The 20,579-nt window shown below is 41.5% G+C and carries 16 protein-coding genes and 1 pseudogene; 10 read left to right on the forward strand and 7 right to left on the reverse strand.

The window, feature by feature from the left end; translation table 11 throughout:
• Positions 1-78: 78 nt before the first annotated feature.
• Positions 79-984: pseudogene (locus tag HUS62_RS18960) on the forward strand (methyl-accepting chemotaxis protein); the annotation flags it as partial.
• Positions 985-1,257: 273 nt separating this feature from the next.
• On the opposite strand, the gene HUS62_RS18965 reads toward HUS62_RS18960, so the two are convergent.
• The 5 genes from HUS62_RS18965 to priA all read right to left on the reverse strand — a co-directional run bounded on the left by HUS62_RS18965 (position 1,258) and on the right by priA (position 6,372).
• Positions 1,258-1,632 (reverse strand): gamma-butyrobetaine hydroxylase-like domain-containing protein, encoded by a 375-nt coding sequence (locus HUS62_RS18965; RefSeq protein WP_055021375.1) that lies wholly within the window; start codon positions 1,630-1,632, stop codon positions 1,258-1,260.
• Between the two features lie 76 nt (positions 1,633-1,708).
• Positions 1,709-3,037, reverse strand: a complete 1,329-nt coding sequence (gene hslU, locus HUS62_RS18970; RefSeq protein ID WP_063530072.1) for an HslU--HslV peptidase ATPase subunit — start codon at positions 3,035-3,037, stop codon at positions 1,709-1,711.
• Between the two features lie 11 nt (positions 3,038-3,048).
• Positions 3,049-3,567 carry an ATP-dependent protease subunit HslV gene (hslV, locus tag HUS62_RS18975; protein ID WP_054552816.1) on the reverse strand — a complete coding sequence of 173 codons (519 nt, stop codon included), beginning with the start codon at positions 3,565-3,567 and terminating at the stop codon, positions 3,049-3,051.
• 80 nt (positions 3,568-3,647) lie between these two features.
• Entirely contained in the window at positions 3,648-4,175 is a 528-nt protein-coding gene (locus HUS62_RS18980; RefSeq protein ID WP_054552815.1) for an SPOR domain-containing protein, read from the reverse strand.
• A gap of 16 nt (positions 4,176-4,191) precedes the next feature.
• Positions 4,192-6,372, reverse strand: coding sequence for a primosomal protein N' (gene priA, locus HUS62_RS18985; RefSeq protein ID WP_175080798.1), 2,181 nt, complete (start codon positions 6,370-6,372; stop codon positions 4,192-4,194).
• 233 nt (positions 6,373-6,605) lie between these two features.
• Between priA and rpmE the strand changes: the two genes are divergently transcribed.
• The gene (rpmE, locus tag HUS62_RS18990) at positions 6,606-6,821 is read left to right on the forward strand and encodes a 50S ribosomal protein L31 (RefSeq protein ID WP_036973208.1); all 216 of its coding nucleotides are present in this window, start codon (positions 6,606-6,608) and stop codon (positions 6,819-6,821) included.
• 535 nt (positions 6,822-7,356) lie between these two features.
• Complete coding sequence (locus HUS62_RS18995) at positions 7,357-8,598, forward strand: malic enzyme-like NAD(P)-binding protein (RefSeq protein ID WP_054552813.1); 1,242 nt, start codon at positions 7,357-7,359, stop codon at positions 8,596-8,598.
• Between the two features lie 92 nt (positions 8,599-8,690).
• Here HUS62_RS18995 and metJ read toward each other — a convergent pair whose 3' ends face one another.
• Complete coding sequence (gene metJ, locus HUS62_RS19000; RefSeq protein WP_054563330.1) at positions 8,691-9,011, reverse strand: met regulon transcriptional regulator MetJ; 321 nt, start codon at positions 9,009-9,011, stop codon at positions 8,691-8,693.
• A 224-nt stretch (positions 9,012-9,235) separates the two neighbouring features.
• Here metJ and metB point away from each other — a divergent pair, with 224 nt between their 5' ends.
• A complete protein-coding gene (gene metB / locus HUS62_RS19005; protein WP_175080799.1) occupies positions 9,236-10,495 on the forward strand; it encodes a cystathionine gamma-synthase in 1,260 nt (419 codons plus the stop codon).
• Between the two features lie 5 nt (positions 10,496-10,500).
• Positions 10,501-12,846, forward strand: coding sequence for a bifunctional aspartate kinase/homoserine dehydrogenase II (gene metL / locus HUS62_RS19010; RefSeq protein WP_175080800.1), 2,346 nt, complete (start codon positions 10,501-10,503; stop codon positions 12,844-12,846).
• 82 nt (positions 12,847-12,928) lie between these two features.
• Here metL and HUS62_RS19015 read toward each other — a convergent pair whose 3' ends face one another.
• A complete protein-coding gene (locus HUS62_RS19015; protein WP_175080801.1) occupies positions 12,929-15,433 on the reverse strand; it encodes a penicillin-binding protein 1A in 2,505 nt (834 codons plus the stop codon).
• A gap of 132 nt (positions 15,434-15,565) precedes the next feature.
• Here HUS62_RS19015 and HUS62_RS19020 point away from each other — a divergent pair, with 132 nt between their 5' ends.
• The 5 genes from HUS62_RS19020 to HUS62_RS19040 are packed head-to-tail and all read left to right on the forward strand — an operon-like array spanning position 15,566 to position 20,413.
• Positions 15,566-16,645 (forward strand): pilus assembly protein PilM, encoded by a 1,080-nt coding sequence (locus HUS62_RS19020; RefSeq protein ID WP_175080802.1) that lies wholly within the window; start codon positions 15,566-15,568, stop codon positions 16,643-16,645.
• Positions 16,633-17,205, forward strand: coding sequence for a PilN domain-containing protein (locus HUS62_RS19025; RefSeq protein ID WP_175080803.1), 573 nt, complete (start codon positions 16,633-16,635; stop codon positions 17,203-17,205). The genes HUS62_RS19020 and HUS62_RS19025 overlap by 13 nt, the downstream gene beginning before the upstream one ends.
• Positions 17,195-17,800: a type 4a pilus biogenesis protein PilO gene (locus HUS62_RS19030; protein ID WP_175080804.1), complete on the forward strand. Its 606-nt coding sequence runs from the start codon at positions 17,195-17,197 to the stop codon at positions 17,798-17,800. Before HUS62_RS19025 ends, HUS62_RS19030 begins: the two co-directional genes overlap by 11 nt.
• Complete coding sequence (locus HUS62_RS19035; RefSeq protein ID WP_175080805.1) at positions 17,797-18,333, forward strand: pilus assembly protein PilP; 537 nt, start codon at positions 17,797-17,799, stop codon at positions 18,331-18,333. The genes HUS62_RS19030 and HUS62_RS19035 overlap by 4 nt, the downstream gene beginning before the upstream one ends.
• Positions 18,320-20,413 (forward strand): type IV pilus secretin PilQ, encoded by a 2,094-nt coding sequence (locus tag HUS62_RS19040; RefSeq protein WP_175080806.1) that lies wholly within the window; start codon positions 18,320-18,322, stop codon positions 20,411-20,413. The genes HUS62_RS19035 and HUS62_RS19040 overlap by 14 nt, the downstream gene beginning before the upstream one ends.
• Positions 20,414-20,579 lie beyond the last annotated feature (166 nt).

The raw sequence follows: 20,579 nt of genomic DNA on the forward strand, positions 1-20,579 counted from the left end.
CGTGACCAAGGTGATTATTATGCCTTGATCTGATCACTACATATTCTATAAGTTCAATTTATAATGATCTTGCCGTGAGGTAAAGATGAAATCACCACTATGACGGTTGATTTCAATAGCTTGATCAGTGATTTTAAAAAGCTGATTTACGAAGTAAATACCGCGCTAAGTACTCTTAACGTGGCAACAGAGCATTTATCAGAAACGACTGCTGCAACTAGCTCAGGTATGCAAGAGCAGCTGCACGAAGCTGATATGGTTGCCACAGCTGCCACCGAAATGCAGGCGACGATTCAAGATATCTCACACAATACTGAAGCCGCAGCGAAAAAAGCAGAGTCGACTAACTTAAGTGCGCAACAAGGTCGCTCTGAGGTTGAATCAACCGTAGTGCAAATTAATCATTTATCAGATTCACTCGGTAATGCGTCAAGCGTGGTGTCGCAGTTAGAAAAAGACGCTGAAACCATTGGCTCTGTACTTGATGTTATTCGTGGCATTGCTGAGCAAACAAACTTATTGGCACTCAATGCAGCCATTGAAGCAGCACGTGCTGGTGAGCAAGGTCGTGGCTTTGCGGTAGTAGCAGATGAAGTTCGCTCACTTGCGCAGCGTACCCAAGATTCAACGCAAGAGATCGAGAGTATCATTTCGACCTTACAAGGGCGTACGCAAGAAGTGGTGAGCATTATGCAGCAATGTCGTACGCAAGGTGGCGAAAGTGCAGCACAGGCAAGTAAAGCAGGTGAGTTACTTCGCTCAATCACCGAAGATGTACAAACCATTATGGATATGAGTACTCACATTGCCACCGCAATTGATGAGCAAAGCCAAGTGGCTTCTGAGGTGAATAAAAACGTGGTACGCATTCGTGATATTGCGCAAGAAGCATCGGGCCACGCGGCGACTAATGCGCAAACCAGCGAAGAGGTGTCTGAGCAAGCACGTGTGCTTTATCAGGCAATCGATAAGTTTAAAGTTTAATCAGGCAATCGATAAGTTTAATAAATTAGCCTGTTGAAAAATAAAAGCGCGGTGACGGTGTCGTCATCGCGCTTTTTTGTTGTTTGGGGGTGTATACCGCGACAAGATTTTAATACCAATCCGCTTAATTAAGTAGTCTATTTTGAGGCAATAAAACCTCGTTGATAACAAGGCAAAAATTTCGTTATTTAGTTGTTCTAAATGAGAAATTTTTAACGCAGTTAGCGACAGGTTTAATCCCTCAAAATGATTAAGTATTATTGCAGGTTGGTGTTAAGGCACAAACTTAATAGGCACGCTGTCTTTGCTTGCTTCGTGTTCAGAGACTCTTGTTTGGTATTGCTGCCAAAGCTCATCATGGTTAGCTTGCAGCTCACTTAAATAGTGCCAGCTGAATAAACCGCTATTATGATTATCGCTAAACACCAGTCGAATCGCATAATGACCAACCGGCTCAATCTTGCTAATTCCTACCTGTTGCTTACCGAGTACGAGTTTCATAGGTTCATTGCCATGACCTTGCACTTCAGCAGACGGTGAGTGAACACGCAAAAATTCAGCACTAAATTGAGCAATAGTCTGATCATCAAAATGAACATCTAATACTTTGCTAACGCTGTGATAATGCACTTTAGTGACTTCTTTCATGTGAGCCTCGAATATACGATTTATAAACTAAAAAGCCTCCAACAGGAGGCTTTTAATTATAACGCTAATTTGTTGATTAAAGAATGAAACGACTTAAGTCTTCATCTTCAACAAGTGCACCTAAGTGCTGCTCAACGTAATTGGCATCAATTGTCAGTGTTGAACCTGCTTTTTCTGAGGCATCAAATGAAATTTCTTCCATTAGTTTTTCCATCACTGTGTGCAAGCGACGGGCACCGATGTTTTCGGTTTTCTCATTTACTTGCCAAGCCGCTTTCGCGATACGTTCAATGGCATCATCAGTAAACTCAACGTCAACTTGCTCTGTTTTTAACAGCTCACGTTGTTGCTCAGTTAATGAAGCATGAGGCTCAGTTAAGATACGTTTAAAGTCATCAGCACTTAGTGCTTCAAGCTCAACGCGGATTGGTAAACGGCCTTGCAGTTCTGGGATCATGTCTGATGGTTTAGACATTTGGAATGCGCCAGATGCGATAAATAACATGTGGTCAGTTTTAACCATGCCATGTTTAGTGCTTACTGTTGAACCTTCGATTAATGGTAGTAAGTCGCGCTGTACACCTTCGCGGCTAACATCTGGGCCAGATGCTTCACCACGTTTACAGATTTTATCGATCTCATCGATAAACACGATACCGTTTTGTTCAACTGCGAAGATAGCTTGCTCTTTTAACTCTTCAGGGTTAACAAGTTTTGCTGCTTCTTCTTCAACTAATAGCTTAAATGCTTCTTTGATTTTTAGCTTACGCTTGCTGCGCTTATCGCCACCCATATTTTGGAACATGCTCTGAAGCTGGTTGGTCATTTCTTCCATACCAGGAGGAGCCATGATCTCAACATTTGGCTGAGCTTGTGCAACATCGATATCAATTTCTTTATCGTCTAACTGACCTTCACGTAATTTTTTACGGAAAGATTGACGAGTAGAAGAGTTCTCTTCTGTTTTTGACTCACCAAAGGTATCGCGTGCTGGTGGTAAAAGGGCATCTAGAATACGCTCTTCTGCCGCTTCTTCAGCGCGATGTTTGAATTTTTTGGTTTGCTGTTCACGCGTCATTTTAATCGAGATATCAACTAAATCGCGGATGATCGTTTCTACTTCTTTACCAACATAGCCCACTTCGGTGAACTTTGTTGCTTCAACTTTAATAAAAGGCGCATTAGCAAGTTTAGCTAGACGGCGAGCAATTTCAGTTTTACCCACACCAGTTGGGCCAATCATTAAAATGTTTTTAGGTGTTACTTCACTACGTAAATCATCGCTCAGTTGCATACGGCGCCAGCGGTTACGTAGCGCGATTGAAACTGCTTTTTTAGCTTTAGCTTGGCCAATAATATGTTGATCAAGCTCGTGAACGATTTCTCTTGGCGTCATCTCAGACATGGCAGTTCCTATTACAATTCTTCAATAGTTTGGAAATTATTCGTGAATACGCAGATGTTGCCTGCAATAGTAAGGCTTTTCTCTACAATATCACGTGCACTTAGGTCGGTGTTTTCTAGTAGCGCTGTGGCTGCTGATTGCGCGAAGTTACCACCACTGCCAATCGCAATTAGGTCGTTTTCTGGCTGCACAACATCACCGTTACCTGTAATAATTAATGAAGCAGTTTCGTCTGCAACTGCTAATAGTGCTTCGAGCTTTCTAAGTGCGCGATCACTACGCCAATCTTTGGCCATTTCTACGGCAGCTTTGGTTAAGTTGCCTTGGTGCATTTCTAGTTTGCTTTCAAATCGTTCGAAAAGGGTGAAGGCATCAGCAGTACCGCCAGCGAAACCAGCGATTACTTTGCCATTATAAAGACGTCGAACTTTGCGGGCGTTGCCCTTCATTACGGTGTTACCAAGTGAAACTTGGCCGTCGCCACCAATAACGACCTTGTCGTCGCGGCGTACACTTACAATAGTGGTCATGATTATTCCTCATCATCGAGCGGCAAGGCCGCTCGTAAAAAGCGATTGATGAGGTGTTTATATGGGTGAATGAACTAAAATCAAGTCCAAAGCCAAATTCCGCAGCCCATTATTTTGATGCGTTTAAGTTTATTCTTGTCACTTTCGGCTAAACGTTTGGTTTCGTATGGTCCTAAGCGCACTTTATACCAAATACCATTGCTGCCTTGTGTTTTCTTAACTTCGGCCACTAAGCCGGCAAAAGCGATTTTAGCTTTTAATGTTTGTGCTTGCTCTAATGTTCTAAAAGAGCCGCATTGCATTACATATGGGCCTTTTTGTTCAATCTCTTTTACTTCAACCTGAACTTCGTGCTCTTTAATTTCTTTGATAAATTCAGGTGTCTTAGGTGGTGGAATAACTACTTCTTCTTTTTTAGTCGGGTTTGCTTGCTGCTCTACTAACTCAGGGTCAGCATTATGTTTGATATACCATAGGCCGTAACCAAACCCGCCTACTAAGATAAGCGCAATTAAAACAAGAATAATAGGGAAGGGCTTTTTCGCCGGGGCTTGTTTTTTATTATTTCGATTTGCTGGTTTTTTATTTATGTAATCGTGTTGTGCCATGACTCTTAATTGGCCTTTAAATCATATCTATAGGATCAACATCTAAGCTCCAACGCACCTTTTGCGCTAATTTACTGGTACTTATATAGTCGACCATTTGCGCTAAATATTGGTGTAAGTGGGAGCGTTCCTGCGCCTGAATATGTAACTGAAAGCGATATTTACCTGCTACACGTTCCAATGGTGCAGGTATCGGACCGAGCAATTGTATACCAGATACGTTCTGGACAGGAACCAAATCAGTTAAAAAATCCATCACTTGATTTATGTTATGTCCTTCGGCACGAACCATAGCCATATTGGTGACTGGCGGAAGTTGCGCGTCTTCTCGCTCTGTGAGTGCGTAACGGGCAAAATCTTGGTAACCATTATTAACTAAGTCTTGCAGTAGCGGGTGCTCAGGAAAGTGAGTTTGTAATAACACTTGCCCAGGTTCACCACTTCGACCTGCGCGGCCTGCCACTTGCGTAACAAGTTGCGCTAAATGCTCTGTGGCGCGAAAATCACACGAATATAATCCACTGTCGACATCTAGGATTAAAACAAGGCTAACATCGGCAAAGTGGTGGCCTTTTGCCAACATTTGCGTGCCAACTAAGATACGCGCACCGCCTTGGTTAATATCATCAAGGGCTTTTTCTAAGCTGCCTTTACGACGAGTTGAATCTCGGTCAATACGACTAATCGGAATGTCAGGGAAAGTTTGTGTTAAAAACTCTTCGATTTGTTCAGTGCCTTTGCCATTTGGAAAAATCTGCGTGCTGCCGCAATCAGGGCATTGATGAGGCACCTGATGTTGTTCACCACAGTGGTGACAAATCATCTGGCCAATGGCTTTATGAAAGGTTGCACTGGTGCTACAACGTGAGCACTCACTTAGCCAGCCACACTCATGGCATATAAGGGTAGGCGAAAAACCACGACGGTTTAAAAACACCATCACTTGCTTACCACGCTCTAAATGTTGGCGCATATAAGCAAGGCTGGCATGGGCAATCCCTGCTTGCTCAGGCTGACCTTTCATATCCATTAAGTGGAACTGGTTATCAGTACTGGTTTGGGCCCGTTCAGTGAGGCTCAACAGCTGATATTTGTTATTAATTGCCTTATGTAAGGTCTCAAGTGCCGGTGTGGCACTGCCTAGAACGAGCGGAATATTATGTTGGTATGCTCTATAAGCGGCTAGGTCTCTAGCATGATAGCGTAGTGTATCTTGTTGCTTAAACGAGCTGTCGTGCTCTTCATCAACGATGATCATGCCAAGAGATAAAAAGGGCAAGAAAATACTCGAACGTGTGCCGATCACTATAGCGCAGCTGCCTTTTTCACAAAAACGCCAAGTCTGTAAGCGTTCGTTATCTGTTAGAGCTGAGTGCCATAGCATAATCGGGGTATCAGGAAAGCGACGACGAAAACGGTTGACTGTTTGTGGCGTTAAGCCAATTTCAGGCACTAATACTAAGGCTTGCTGACCTTTTTTGAGTACTTCTTCTAGGCATTGCAAATACACTTCGGTTTTACCACTGCCTGTGACACCTTCAAGTAAAAAGCTGGTAAAGCCACGAGCTTGGTTAATGCTGGTGCAGGCAACAGCTTGCTCTTTATTAAGCACCGGCTTGCTACCAACACTAGGCGCGTGTTGCTGCCATTGGTTATCATGTTCAATAAATTGAGTGATCAGTTCTTTATCGAGCAGACTGTCGATGGTTTTTTTGGTAAATCCGAGTGCTTTTAATTCTGTAACCGATGATTTGCCTGATTCGGCTAGCTGTTTTAATAAACTCAACTGGGTTTTTGCTTTCAGCGACGGCAGCTTTGCACCTTTATCGGTCAGCTCAACCATGTTAATGCTGGTTTTATCTGGGCATTCGCCTTGTCTTAATGCAGCCGGAAGTGCCGTATGAATGGTCTCGCCCAATGGGTAACAGTAGTAGCGTGCTGTGAATTTTAGTAATGCTAAATGTTGCTCAGATAAAACAGGCGTGTCGTCTATAACATCAATAATCGGCTTGATTTTGTCAGCAGGAACATCGGTTGATGTTTTAAGAGCCAAGACCACGGCAACCTTTTTTTGACTACCAAATGGCACGCGAACGCGCATACCTGGCTTTAACTCAGGGCTATGCAGCAGCTGTTCAACTTTATAATCGAAGGTACGCTGTAAAGGGACTTTTATGGCAACTTCTACAAAGTGCATAACAACTCAACTGAAACAAAGATAGAAAGATAATGTACTAAAATTACTGTTAAAAACCTACCAACAAATACTGAACAACAGCCCACTTGATTATTTTTTTAGCGAAAGATGCATTTAAAGCTTGTCGCAAGGTCACTTGAGCTATAAAATACGCGGCCTATTAATTATATTAACTGCGTATGGTGCCAGACTTCGGGTTTGGAGAGCGATACGGCCTTAACTAGAGGTTCCCTATGAAAGAAGGTATTCACCCTAAGTACGAAGCTATCACTGCAACTTGTTCATGTGGTAACAAATTCGAAACTAGCTCAACTCTTTGTAAAGACATCCACTTAGACGTATGTTCTGAGTGTCACCCGTTTTACACTGGTAAGCAAAAGATTCTAGACACTGGCGGCCGTGTTGATCGTTTCAACAAGCGCTTCGGTGCACTTAGCAGCAAGAAGTAATCTCTGCTGTTTAGTTAAAAAAAGCACCTTAGGGTGCTTTTTTTATGCCTAAAATTCACAAAACTCATTATTAACACTGCCACTTACTCATCATCTTCACTTATGTATCTTGCATAACTATTTCTGGTTGTTATGCCCATTATGTCGCTAATTTTGCAGACAAAGTACCATCCCTTGGCTATATTCTTTTTTGTATAAACTTTCATAAAAGTTATTAAAAATAATAAATTTAAATAACTTTGTGAGTAAATGCTGTGAACTTCGTTGAAATGGCTATTTTGGGCTAATTTCGGCTATTTGCAGTGTTCGTGCGTATAAAATACAAAAACACGTGCTTAAAAGGTCATAAATAGGTGAATTTTTATGTCTGATTAATCGCAACTATGCGCAGAAATTGTTGGGAAATCCTTTAAAATTAAGTGATATAGCATATAACAGGATAGACCTGATAATACTTGGAATTTTTATACATTACAGGTATCGTACTGATGCAAGCTCTCTCACTTTTTAACTTTTTGCAGGATACTATCGCGTTATGTCAGATTTTCGTGAACAAGCATTACATTACCACGCTCACCCCGTTCCAGGTAAAATTAGTGTTGAACTAACCAAGCCAGCCGAAACGGTTAACGATCTCGCTTTAGCTTATAGCCCAGGTGTGGCTGAACCGGTCCGTGAAATTGCTGCTGATCCAGCAAATGCCTATAAATATACAGGCAAAGGTAACATGGTTGCGGTTATTTCAAACGGTACCGCAATTTTAGGTTTAGGTAACTTAGGTCCGCTTGCATCAAAACCTGTAATGGAAGGTAAAGCGTTACTATTTAAACGTTTTGCTGGCCTTGACTCAATTGATATTGAAGTTAAACACCGCACAACAGAAGATTTCATTAATACGGTTGCTAACATCGCTGATACGTTTGGTGGTATCAACCTAGAAGATATTAAAGCGCCAGAGTGTTTTGAGATCGAAAAAGCGCTTATTGAGCGTTGTGATATTCCAGTTTTCCACGATGACCAACATGGTACAGCTATTGTGACTGCTGCTGGTATGCTTAACGCCCTTGAAGTGCAGGGTAAAGATATCGAAGATGCTATCATCGTATGTTTAGGTGCCGGTGCTGCTGCTGTTGCTTGTATGGAGCTTTTAATTAAGTGTGGCGCACTGCGTGAACACATTTATATGCTTGACCGTAAAGGTGTGATCCATACACGTCGTGATGACTTAAACGAGTATAAGCAATTATTTGCTAACAATACCGATAAGCGTACATTACAAGATGTTATTGCTGATGCTGACGTATTCGTTGGTGTATCAGGTCCTAACCTGTTAACTGCAGATGATCTTAAGCTGATGGCAGACAAGCCTGTGGTGTTTGCATGTTCAAACCCAGATCCTGAGATTGCTCCAGAAGTTGCACACAGTGCGCGTAACGATTTAATTATGGCAACGGGTCGTTCAGATTTCCCTAACCAAGTCAATAACGTGCTTTGTTTCCCATTCATTTTCCGTGGTGCGTTAGATGTTCGTGCAACGGCAATTAATGATGAAATGAAAATTGCTGCAGTTCACGCTATTCGTGGTATCGCGAAAGAGCCTGTACCAAGTGAAGTATTAAAAGCGGCTGGTGTTGAGTCACTTGAGTTTGGTGCCGAGTACATCATTCCTAAGCCTATGGATCCGCGTTTATTACCACGTATTGCACGTGCTGTTGCTGAAGCAGCAGTAGAGTCGGGTGTGGCGCAAATCGACATGCCAGAAGATTACATGCGTTAAATTTAATTAGTTATAACGCGCAATAAAAAACTCAGCCTAGGCTGAGTTTTTTATATCTGCGATTATCGGCGGTGATCCGATGGCCGAAATACTTATTCTGAATCAAGCACTGGGATATCTAACCCCATTTCTTGCATAATTTTTTTAACTTCTTCAGGTACCTTTTCAGGGTTATCTTTACGTAGGTCGTCATCATTTGGTAATGGTTGACCTGTAAAAGCATGTAAGAAAGCTTCACACAATAACTCACTATTAGTCGCATGACGAAGGTTATTGATCTGGCGGCGTGTACGCTCGTCAGTTAATACTTTTAATACGTTAAGTGGGATCGATACGGTAATCTTTTTTACTTGTTCTGATTTTTTACCGTGTTCTGCATATGGGTGAATGTATTCACCGTTCCATTTAGCCATAAGTTGTTTCGTTGCCTCGGTTGTCAGTGATTTACGCCTTATTCACAGCGCAAGATGCGGAAATTCTATCTCTTTAAAAAAGATAGTCAAATACTAGTTATTTAGCCATCTAGTAGTGTAAATGTATAAACTTCTATGTGTAAGCCATAAATGCTTTGACTTCTCATATTTGATCATCTAACCTTTTAGACGTCTAAACATCCAATTTAAGAATAGGTGATGAAATGAGCGAAAAAAATAAAGCGACGATTGCTGTTCGTCACGGCATCGAAGCCGATAAACATCATGGTGCGGTTGTACCACCAATTTACTTATCAACCACCTATTCGTTTGCTGATTTTGATACTAAGCGCCAGTATGACTATGGTCGCAGTGGTAACCCAAATCGCGATATCTTAGCTGAAACCTTAGCTGAGCTTGAAGGTGGTGCTAGAGGTATTATAACTGCAACAGGTATGTCTGCTGTGCATTTAGCCACTCAGCTATTAAACAGTGACGATACGTTAGTGATCCCACATGACTGTTATGGCGGTAGTTACCGTTTATTCACCTCGCTTGAAAAACGTGGTCTGTTAAAACTAAAAGTTTTGGATTTAACTAAAACTGAAAATCTCCAAGAAATTTTAGCGATTAAACCTAAGTTGATTTGGATTGAAACGCCAAGTAACCCAATCTTGCGTTTAACAGATATTAAAGCAATTACTAGTATTGCTAAGCAGTGTGGTGCTTTGGTTGCGGCTGACAACACCTTCTTATCACCTGCATTACAAAACCCAATTGAGTTTGGTGTTGATATTGTTGTGCACTCAACCACTAAATACATCAATGGTCACTCTGATGTAGTGGGCGGTGCAGTGATTGCTGCAACGCAAGAGCTAGGCGATGAGCTTGCTTGGTGGGCGAATAATATCGGTATTACTGGCGCACCATTTGACAGCTACTTAACGCTTCGTGGTTTACGTACTTTAAATGTACGTTTAAAGCAGCACCAAGAAAATGCCTTTGCCATTGCTGAGTATTTAGAAAACTCTCCTTATGTAAGCCAAGTTTATTACCCAGGCCTTGCTTCTCACCCACAACATGAGCTTGCTAAAGCACAGCAACGCGGTTTTGGTGGCATGGTGAGCTTTGATATTAAAGGCGACATTAACGATGCAGCAGCGTTTTTAACTAGTCTTAAAGATTTTAGCCTTGCTGAGTCGCTAGGTGGGGTCGAAAGCTTGATTTGTCACCCTGCAACAATGACCCACGCAGGCATGGAACCTAAAGCGCGCCTTGAGGCCGGTGTAGGCGATACGTTGATCCGTATTTCTGTAGGCATTGAAGACGTAAAAGATCTCATTGCAGATTTAGACCGTGTTTTCAATTTAGTAAAACCAGGTCAAGGCCAACAAGTTACAAAAGCTGAAGCTAAGCAAGCACAGCAAGATACACAGCAAAACGCGTCATTTAAGTTAACGCCAGCACATACGGCATTGTGGTAGAAGAAATGGTAAATATTGTTCATAAATTTGGTGGTTCAAGCTTAAGCTCGGCAGATCGTTACCATGCGGTAGCAAACATTGTTCTTGCTAATACTGAGCAGGGCGATTGCATCGTTGTGTCGGCATCGGGTAAAACAACCGATACCCTGGTAAAGCTTTGGCAAAGTTATCAGCAGCAAGATAGCCAAGCTGTTAGCGATATTCTATTGCTTATTGATAACAATCAACGGGCTTTAATTGAGCAGCTACTCACAGGCCAGAATAAACAACAGGCGTTAGCACAGTTAAAAGATGAACTTGCTGTATTAAATGAATTAATTAGTCAGCAGCAGTTACTTGAAGCACCTTTACTTGCTCATGGTGAAGTGTGGTCGGCGCGGTTATTGGCCGCTTACCTAAATCAGTTAGGTGTTGATGCGCAAGATGTTGATGCAAGACAGCTGTTTACTCTAAATGATGGTCAGCTTTTACATCAAAAAAACCAACAGCAATGCAGTGATGCGATTAGCAGAAAACATATCAACGTAGTAACGGGTTTTATAGCTGCAGATTGCCAAGGTAATACGGTGACATTAGGCCGTAATGGCAGTGATTACAGTGCCACCTTGTTAGCGAGTTATACTTTTGCTAAGCAAGTGTCTATCTGGACAGACACACAAGGTGTATTTAGTACTGACCCTCGTAAAGTTAAAAATGCAGTTAAGTATGCCAAGGTGTGCCGCGAGCAAGCTAACTTATTAGCGCGTTTAGGTAACCCAGTATTGCATGCAAAAACCTTGTCGCCGTTAAAAGACACAGAAATTAAATTGGTGGTAAGAAGTAGTTTTGATTGTGATGCAACGCCAACCGAAGTAGTAAAAGAAGGCTACAGTAAAGCAAAACGTTTTATTACTACCTTAGATAACATCGATTTATTACGGGTTGATAAACTAAGCGGTGGTGAAGTCGGTGAACTTAGTCAGTTAATTCAACACAGCCTGCACCACTTTACTAAAGATGGCGATACTTACTTATTAGTGCCAGGTCAAAGCACTCATCAAGTTGTAAGCCATTTAGCGGGCCGTGCAAATATTGTCGAGTCTAATTTAAGTGGTTGTGCAGTGGTTGCACCGACGGCTGATGTAATAGCGCTGACAGAGCAAGCGACAGCACTTTTAAAAGAGCAAAGCATTCATCCGCGTTTTGTACAACAAGACGATAACTATGTGTTGATCTTAAACGATCAGGCAATTGATAGTGATGTTTTAACCCTTCTACATGACAAGCTGGTAAACAAAGGTCAAGAGCTGGCTATTATTGTTGCTGGCCTTGGTAATGTAGGCGAAGTGTTTTTATCGCAACTACAAGCTCAGTTTGCTCGTTTATCTGCTCAGTACAAAGTAAAAGTAGTTGCTCTTTTACGCTCTAAACAAATGCTTTTTAGTGCCAGTGGTTTAAATACCGAAACATGGCAAGAGCAGTGGCATGATGAAGCGCAAAGCTACGATAAAGCTGAGTTATTAGCACGTATCAATGAGCTAGATTATGAGCACAAAGTGGTGATTGATATTACTGCCAGTGAGGCTTTTAGTCAGTTGTATCCTGATTTTGTAGAACTTAACTGTCATTTGATCAGTGCAAACAAATATGCGGGCACTGCAGAAAATAGCTGGTATCAAAACCTACGCACTAATTTGGCTGAGCGAAACTTGTTGTGGCGTTATAACACCAGTGTCGGCGCAGGTTTACCGATTAACTTTGCTTTAGCTGATTTGCAAAATAGCGGAGACAGCATTAACCGTATTGAAGGGGTATTCTCGGGTACTTTATCGTGGTTATGTAGCAGTTATGATGGCAGCGTGCCGTTTTCAGATTTAGTGCTTCAAGCTCAGCAAATGGGCTATACAGAGCCAGATCCTCGTGAAGACTTATCTGGCCGTGATATGCAGCGTAAACTACTGATTTTAGCGCGTGATCTAGGCCTTGATTTAGAGCTAGATGATATTGCTTTGACACCACTTATGCCTGAACAGCTTGCAAAAGGTAGCTGGCAAGATTTCCTTGCAAACAAACAGCTGCTCGATGAATTTATAACAGAAAAAGCAGCGCAAGCTGCGGCAGAAGACAAAGTGGTGCGCTATACCGGTGCTATTACACTCGTTGATGGTAAGGTTCAGGCTCAAGTTGGTTTAGTCAATGTTGGTAAAGATGATGTATTAGCCAGCCTTAAACCAGGCGATAACATCTTTGTGATCAATTCGCAGTGGTATACAGATAATGCGTTGGTGATCCAAGGCCCTGGAGCGGGTAAAGAAGTCACTGCCGCTGGGGTGCACTCAGACCTATATTGGCTGGTAAATAACCTAAAATAATTTTGCTGATCTTAGTTTAAATAGCTAAGCAAAAAGCGCCCCAAGGGCGCTTTTTTATTGTTTAAAATAGCAATTCACTTATTTAGAACAACTCTTCTTCAGTGCTGAGCTTTTCTTCAAATACGTCTGTTGGTTGATCAATTACGTACTTGGTTGGTGCAGTGCCTTTAATGAAGTATTCAAAACGGCTGGTGTAGTCATTTTTATGGCTTAAAAGGCCTGTTGCTAAGTCGATACGAACCGATACCAAACCTTCAGGAGGCTCAATAGGTGATTCAGGCATGCCATCAAGGGCTGCACGCATAAAGTCGACCCATGCAGGTTGTGCTGTTTTAGCGCCAGATTCTGCACCTGATATTTGTGACTTATCGAGGTTATTATTATAAGTCGAACGACCAAGTGTGATACCTGGGTTATCAAAGCCAACCCATACCGAGGTCATTACATTGCGGTTAAAGCCACTGAACCAGGTATCAACCGAGTCATTGGTGGTACCTGTTTTACCTGCTAGATCACGACGGTCAAGCGCCTGTGCACGCCAACCTGTCCCACTCCAGCCGGTTTTGTGAGTCCAGCTACCACCACCCCAAATTGCGCTGTGCATAGCTTGCGAAATTAAGAATGCATTTTGCTTTGAAATGATACGCGGAGCACAACGTGGCGTGCTCACACTTTGTGCTTGCTCCAATTGGTTATCATCTAATGATGCAAACTCTGGTGTAACAACTTGCTCAGGTTCATCACAGGCAAGTTCTGGCTCTGTTTTGAATAACACATTACCAGCAGAATCCTGAATTTCAGAAATAAAGTAAGGAGTAATTAAGTGGCCGCCATTGGCGAAAGTACTCATTCCGCGTGCTAGTTCAAGAGGTGTGATTGAGGCACTACCCAGGGCCAATGACTCGCTACGATTAATATCGCTATTTGAAAAACCAAACTTAAGCAGGTGATCTGCAGTACGCTCAAGGCCAACACCACGTAACAAGCGCACTGATATTACGTTTTTAGATTGCGCCAGCGCTCTGCGAATACGGATAGGGCCATTATAAACTGCAGGACTGTTTTTTGGACGCCATGCCACACCTTGGCTTCTATCCCACTGATTGATTGGCGCATCATTAAGAATAGAAGCGAGTGTATAACCACTTTCAAGTGCAGCTGAATAAATAAATGGCTTAATGTTTGAACCTACTTGGCGTTTTGCTTGAACTGCGCGATTGTATTGGCTTTGTTCAAAGCTGTAACCACCGACAATAGCTTTTATACGGCCATCTTGTGGATCGAGAGAAACAAGAGCGCTCGATGCTTCAGGTACTTGGCTAAGAATATAGCTATCATCAGCGTTCTTACGTAGCCAAATTTGCGCTCCTGCTGATAAAATTTCAGTAGCCGTTTTAGGTGGGAAGCTTTGACGGTAACGGGTAATATACTTACGTGCCCATTTTAAGCCATCCCACTCGATAGTCACTTGTTCACCGTTTTTTAGTAAAACATTGATTGATTGCTCAGCGACATTCGTTACAACACCAGCTAATAGTGGACCAAACTCTTTAACATCTTTTAATTTAGATAAGATCTCTTCTTGGCTAAGTGGGCTTTCGTTTTCACTGTCCCACAACTGAGCTGTAGCACCACGGTAGCCATGACGCATGTCGTAAGCGTGTAAGTTATCAACGATGGCATCTTGCGCAGCTTGTTGAATATTTGAATCAACACTGGTGTAAACTTTAAAACCTGTATTGTATGCACGCTCATGACCAAAACGCTCAACCATCTCGGCGCGAACCATTTCAGAGATATACGGTGCGTAAACTTCTATTTCTGCACCGTGGAATTTTGCTGTGATAGGCGCGCTGGCCGCCTCGTCGAATTCACTTTGGGTAATGTACTTTTCAGTCAACATACGCCCTAAAACGACATTACGACGGTTTTTAGCACGTGCTGGGTTACGAATAGGGTTAAGAGCTGAAGGAGCTTTCGGTAAACCTGCAATCATTGCCATTTGTGCTAAGGTTAGCTCATTAAGGTCTTTGCCATAATAAACTTGTGCAGCTGCACCAATACCAAAAGCACGATTACCTAACTCAATTTTATTTAAATATAATTCGAGAATTTCGTCTTTACTTAATATACTTTCGATATGTAAAGCAATGAAGATCTCTTTGACCTTACGGATATATGCTTTTTCTCTAGTTAAGAAGAAGTTACGGGCAAGCTGCATTGTTATAGTACTTGCGCCTTGTTTCTTTTCACCTGTAGATATGAGTACAATAGCTGAACGAACGATACCAATTGGATCTATACCGATATGCTCGTAAAAACGGTTATCTTCAGTTGCTAAAATTGCATCGATTAATGGTTGAGGAATTTGATCTATTGTAACGGGAATGCGGCGTTTTTCACCGAATTGGTTGATTAACAAACCATCACGTGAAAATACTTGCATAGGTGTCTGTAATTGAACGTCTTTTAAAACCTGAACGCTAGGAATGTCAGGTTTAACGTAATAGTATAGACCAACTAAAGTGATTAGCCCTAAGAATGAGCAAATGATAATAAATTGTAAAGTTCGCTTTAATAAAATCACTTATATTTTCCCTACATGGACTCCCAATTAGAATCGGAGACTGCTAGTATATATTGATTAAAAAATGAATAATATTTTTTTAGACAAAAATTATAACTTGTTTATTATTAAAACAAAGGCCAAGTTGCAAACATGCTAAGTCAGCTATTTAAAAAGCCTTCATCTATGATGGTAGGGATCGACATTGGGTCGCACTGTATTAAAGCAGTGTTGTTGCAAGAGACAGACGCGGGTATGCGGCTTGAAGCGTTAGCTATTGAACCTATGCCAAAAGGCGCTATGTCTGAGCGTTCTATTCAAGATATTGAAGCGATAGGTAGTGTTATCGCTAAACTAAAAAGAAAAATTCCTAAATCAGCTCAAACCGCTGCCGTTGCCGTGTCAGGGCAAACAGTAATCACTAAGGTGATTTTTATGGATGTAACATTAACTGATGCTGAATTAGAGTCACAAATAGCGATTGAAGCTGATAGTTTAATTCCTTACCCACTCGATGAAGTCAACATCGATTTTGAAAAGCTAGCTATTAACGAAGCTGATCCAAGTAAAGTGAATGTACTGCTTTCAGCTGCAAGAACGGAGAGTGTGCAAGCGCGAGTAGGAGCTCTAGAAGTTGCAAATTTGAAAGCTGGGGTTGTTGATGTAGAAAGCTATGCACTGAGCAGAGCTATGGATATTTACTACCAACAATTACCTAGTGACGCGTATAACAAGTGCGTAGCTGTGGTTGATATTGGCGCTGTACTAATGCTTGTAAGTGTAGTGCAAGAAGGCGAGACAATTTACACCCGTGACCAAGTATTTGGTGGTGACCAATATACCAACAGTATTGTTGCGTATTACAACAAGAGCTTTGATGAAGCTGAAATTGGTAAAACAACAGGTGACTTACCACCAAATTATACTTTCGAAGTTTTAGCTCCCTTCCAGACATCATTGTTACAACAAGTTCGACGTGCTGTGCAGATGTTCTTAACAACCAGTGGTAAAGACCAAGTAGACTACATTGTGCTTACAGGCGGCACAGCCATGATTGACGGCTTAGATAGGCTACTAATTGAGGAATTAGGCATTCACACCATCGTTGCTGACCCATTTGCCAACATTGAGATTTCGCCAAAAGTTGACCGCAATATGTTGCAGCGCCATCGTACTCAGTTTGCGATAGCTACTGGCTTGGCATTAAGGAGTTTTTCATCATGCCACATATAAACCTGCTGCCATGGCGCGAACAACAACGAAAAGACTCCCAGAACAAGTTTATTACTATACTGTTTGGCGTAGTTGTTGTTAGTTTCCTAAGTATGTACTTACTAAGCTCTTTTTATAGTGGGTTACGCGAAGGACAAAATGTAAAAAATAACTTTTTAAATACAGAAATTGCTTTATTGAACCAGCGTATACAAGAAATAAACGAACTCGATAAGAAAAAAGAAAACTTACAACAGCGAATGCGTCTGATCGAAGAGTTACAGAGTAACCGTAACCTAGGTACGCAAATTATGGATGAAGTCGCTAAGATTGTTCCTGCTGGGGTTTATTTAACTAAACTGGAACGTCGTGATGACCGCATTCATGTAATCGGTCGTAGTGAGTCAAATAACCGCTTATCTACCATGCTGCGTCAAGTTCAAGGCTCGTATTTATTAGAGCGACCTATTATGCAAGGTATCGTTGCCGGTGAGCAAACCTCAAGATTGTTGAGTGATTTTAATATGGACTTTTACGTTAAGCCGTTTGATCAGATAGGTGAGGTGCGCAATGAACCTTGATATCAAAGCGTTAACTGAAATAGATTGGAATGAAATCGAACTCGAGAATATGGGCGACTGGCCTATTGCCGTAAAAGCTATATGTTGCGCCTTTGTTGCTGCGCTGGTTTTATATTTTAGTTACAGTTTATTAGTATCTGACGAAATCGCCAGCTATCACAGTGCGGTAGCCAAAGAAACTGAGCTTCGCCAAACCTACAAAGCAAAATATGCTATTGCGAGTAATTTAGAAATTTATCGTCAGCAAATGGTTGAAATGGAAGATAAATTCTCGCAACTTTTAAAACGCTTACCTACTTCAAACGAAACCCCAGGTTTGTTAGATGATTTATCTTATGTTGGCACCACCAGTGGTTTAACGTTTTTGAAAATTGGCTGGTTACCAGAAGTCGAAAAAGAGTTTTATACAGAACTTCCTATTAAAATAGAGGTGGTAGGGACGTATCATGAATTTGGTGAATTTGTTGGTAAAGTTGCTCAGTTACCGCGAATTGTAAGTTTGCATGACTTTACAATCCAAACGCTTGGTGATGACGAACTCACTTTTAGTGTTGTTGCCAAGACTTATCGTTATGAAGGGGGGGCTAAAAAATGAAGAAACTTCCCTTAATTATTGCCATGACTCTTGTGCTCAGTGCATGTAATGATGATACTTCAGAACAAAAAGAGTTTATTGATCAAGTAAAAGCAAGTACAACGCCTAAAGTTGAACCCATACCTGAGATCACTAAATTCGAGCATTTTGCATATAATGCCGGGAAATTACGCAGCCCATTTGTGGCGCCGAAACCGGAAATTATCCAAAGCAATTTAGTGCAAGTTAAAAACTGCTTACACCCCGATCCTAATCGTGTTCGTCAACCACTTGAAAAGTACCCGCTAGATAACCTTGTTATGCAAGGGACTATTGGTCGTGTTGGTAATACGTGGGCGCTGATAAAAGCTGCAGACGATACGCTTTATCGAGTCACTGTAGGTAATTATATTGGTTTGTATCATGGTGAAATAAAGCAAGTGCACGACAATTATATAGAATTATTAGAATTAATCCCGGATGGGGCTGGTTGTTGGAAAGAGCGCCTGACTAAGCTAGAAATGTTAGAGGCGAAAACAAATGGTGCAAGTTAATCTTATGAAAGGTAAAAAGAAGATGCATAAAGGAATGGCTTGGTTAAAACACATGCATAAATTCATGTTAGCTGCATTAGCCTTAATTTTGACGCAGACAGCAATCGCTGCCCCTTTACTGTATGACGTACGTTATAACCCGCTAATGAAAGGCGAAACACAATTACAGCTTGTGTTTGATGAAGCGCTAACATTTGAACCAAAAGTTCAGGTATATAACGCCCCAGCTCGTATTGAAATGCTTTTCAGCAATGTAGGTGTTGATAATGAAGTGCGTGATGTGCCTGTTAACCAAGCAGGTATCCAGCATGTAACCAGCACCTTGACCACAGACGGTTTAAAAGTTGTTGTAACGTTAGACAAGCTAAAAATTTATAAAACAATGGCGAAAGATAATATTGTTACTTTGCATGTTTCAGATAACCCAATCGCAACGGATGATTCAGCGGATGGACTGACAGCGTCTAGCAACTTTATTAATACAGTACAGTCTATTGATTTTCGTCGTGGTGAAAAAGGTGAAGCACGCCTGTTAGTTTTCTTACAAGATACCCAAGCTGCAATTGATGTACATGAAAGTGGCGGTAAAATTATTGCTGAGTTCCACCATACAGATATTTTAGATGATTTATTGTATCAATTAGATGTGATGGATTTTGGTACGGTTGTAAGTAACATCGAAACTTTCAAAGAAGGTAATATGACGCGCATTGTGGTTGAACCCAATGCCGCGTTTAAGTTTACTCATCAACAAATTGAGAACATCTTTACACTAACTGTTGAAAAAGATGATACACAGCGTGCCTACCTTGAAGGTGGCATTGAATACCAAGGTCGCCCAATGAGCCTTAACTTCCAAGATATTCCTATTCGCTCTGTGCTGCAAATTATTGCGGGATATAACGAGTTTAACTTAGTAACCAGTGACTCAGTTACAGGCAATATCACATTGCGTTTAGATGGTGTTCCTTGGGATCAGGCACTTGATGTTGTGCTTAAAATTAAAGGTCTAGATAAGCGCATGGACGGTACTATTTTGATGGTTGCACCATCAGAAGAACTTGCCGCACGTGAAGCAAAAGAGCTTAAGGCAAAACAGCAAGTTGAGGATTTAGAGCCACTTTACAGTGAATATATCCGCCTTAACTATGCTAAAGCAGAAGAGTTTGCTGACTTATTGAAAACAGACACCAATAGCATTATTTCTGCGCGAGGCAGTGTGTCTGTTGATAAACGTACTAATACCTTACTTATCAAAGATACAGCGAAAAGCATCGAAAGCGTGCGCCGTATGGTGGAAACCTTAGATATTCCTGTTAAGCAAGTGGTGATTGAATCCCGCATGGTAACAGTGAATGATAATGTGCAAGAAGACTTAGGTGTGCGCTGGGGTATAAGCGATGTAGGTAGTGACGGCGCTATCTCTGGCACACTAGAAGGTGCTGGTGGCATGTTTGGTGCTGGCTCTTACGATAATATTCCGAGTATTTCTGACCGCTTAAATGTTAACTTACCTGTTTCTAGCCCTGCCGGTAGTATTGGTGTACAAATAGCTAAGTTAGCCAATGGCACAATATTAGATTTAGAGCTAAGTGCCCTTGAAGAAGAAAACCGTGGTGAGATTATAGCAAGTCCTCGTATTACGACGGCTAACCAACAAAAAGCCCGTATTGAGCAAGGTACTGAGATCCCTTACGTTGAAGCAGCATCAAGTGGTGCAACGACAGTAACCTTCAAAAAAGCAGTTTTGAGCTTAGAAGTAACGCCACATATCACCCCTGATAACAAAGTAATTTTAGATCTCGTTATTACGCAAGATACACGTGGTGATACGGTTCAAACACCAACGGGTTCTGCTGTGGCAATTAATACCCAAGAGATCCAAACTCAGGTATTAGTAGAAAACGGCCAAACTGTAGTGCTTGGTGGTATCTTCCAACAGCAAATCGTTAACTCAACTAAGAAAGTACCTCTGTTAGGTGATATTCCATACCTTGGTGCATTGTTTAAAAGTACGAGTGAATTTAACGAGAAGAAAGAGCTGTTAATCTTTGTAACGCCAAAAATTCAAATCGAATAAGTGATTTTTTCTTAAGCAACGAGCAATTAGCATGTTTAATTGCTCGTTATCTGGCTTTTTATGCTAATTGACTTGAAATACCCAAGCAATTACTGAGATAATCCCCTCCTTAATTTTGGGGCCAGGTCGTTAGGCGGGGTTTTATTTCAAATTTTAGAGTTCGTTT

It is taken from the genome of Pseudoalteromonas sp. 0303 (assembly GCF_013349995.1).
Classification (GTDB): Bacteria; Pseudomonadota; Gammaproteobacteria; order Enterobacterales; family Alteromonadaceae; genus Pseudoalteromonas.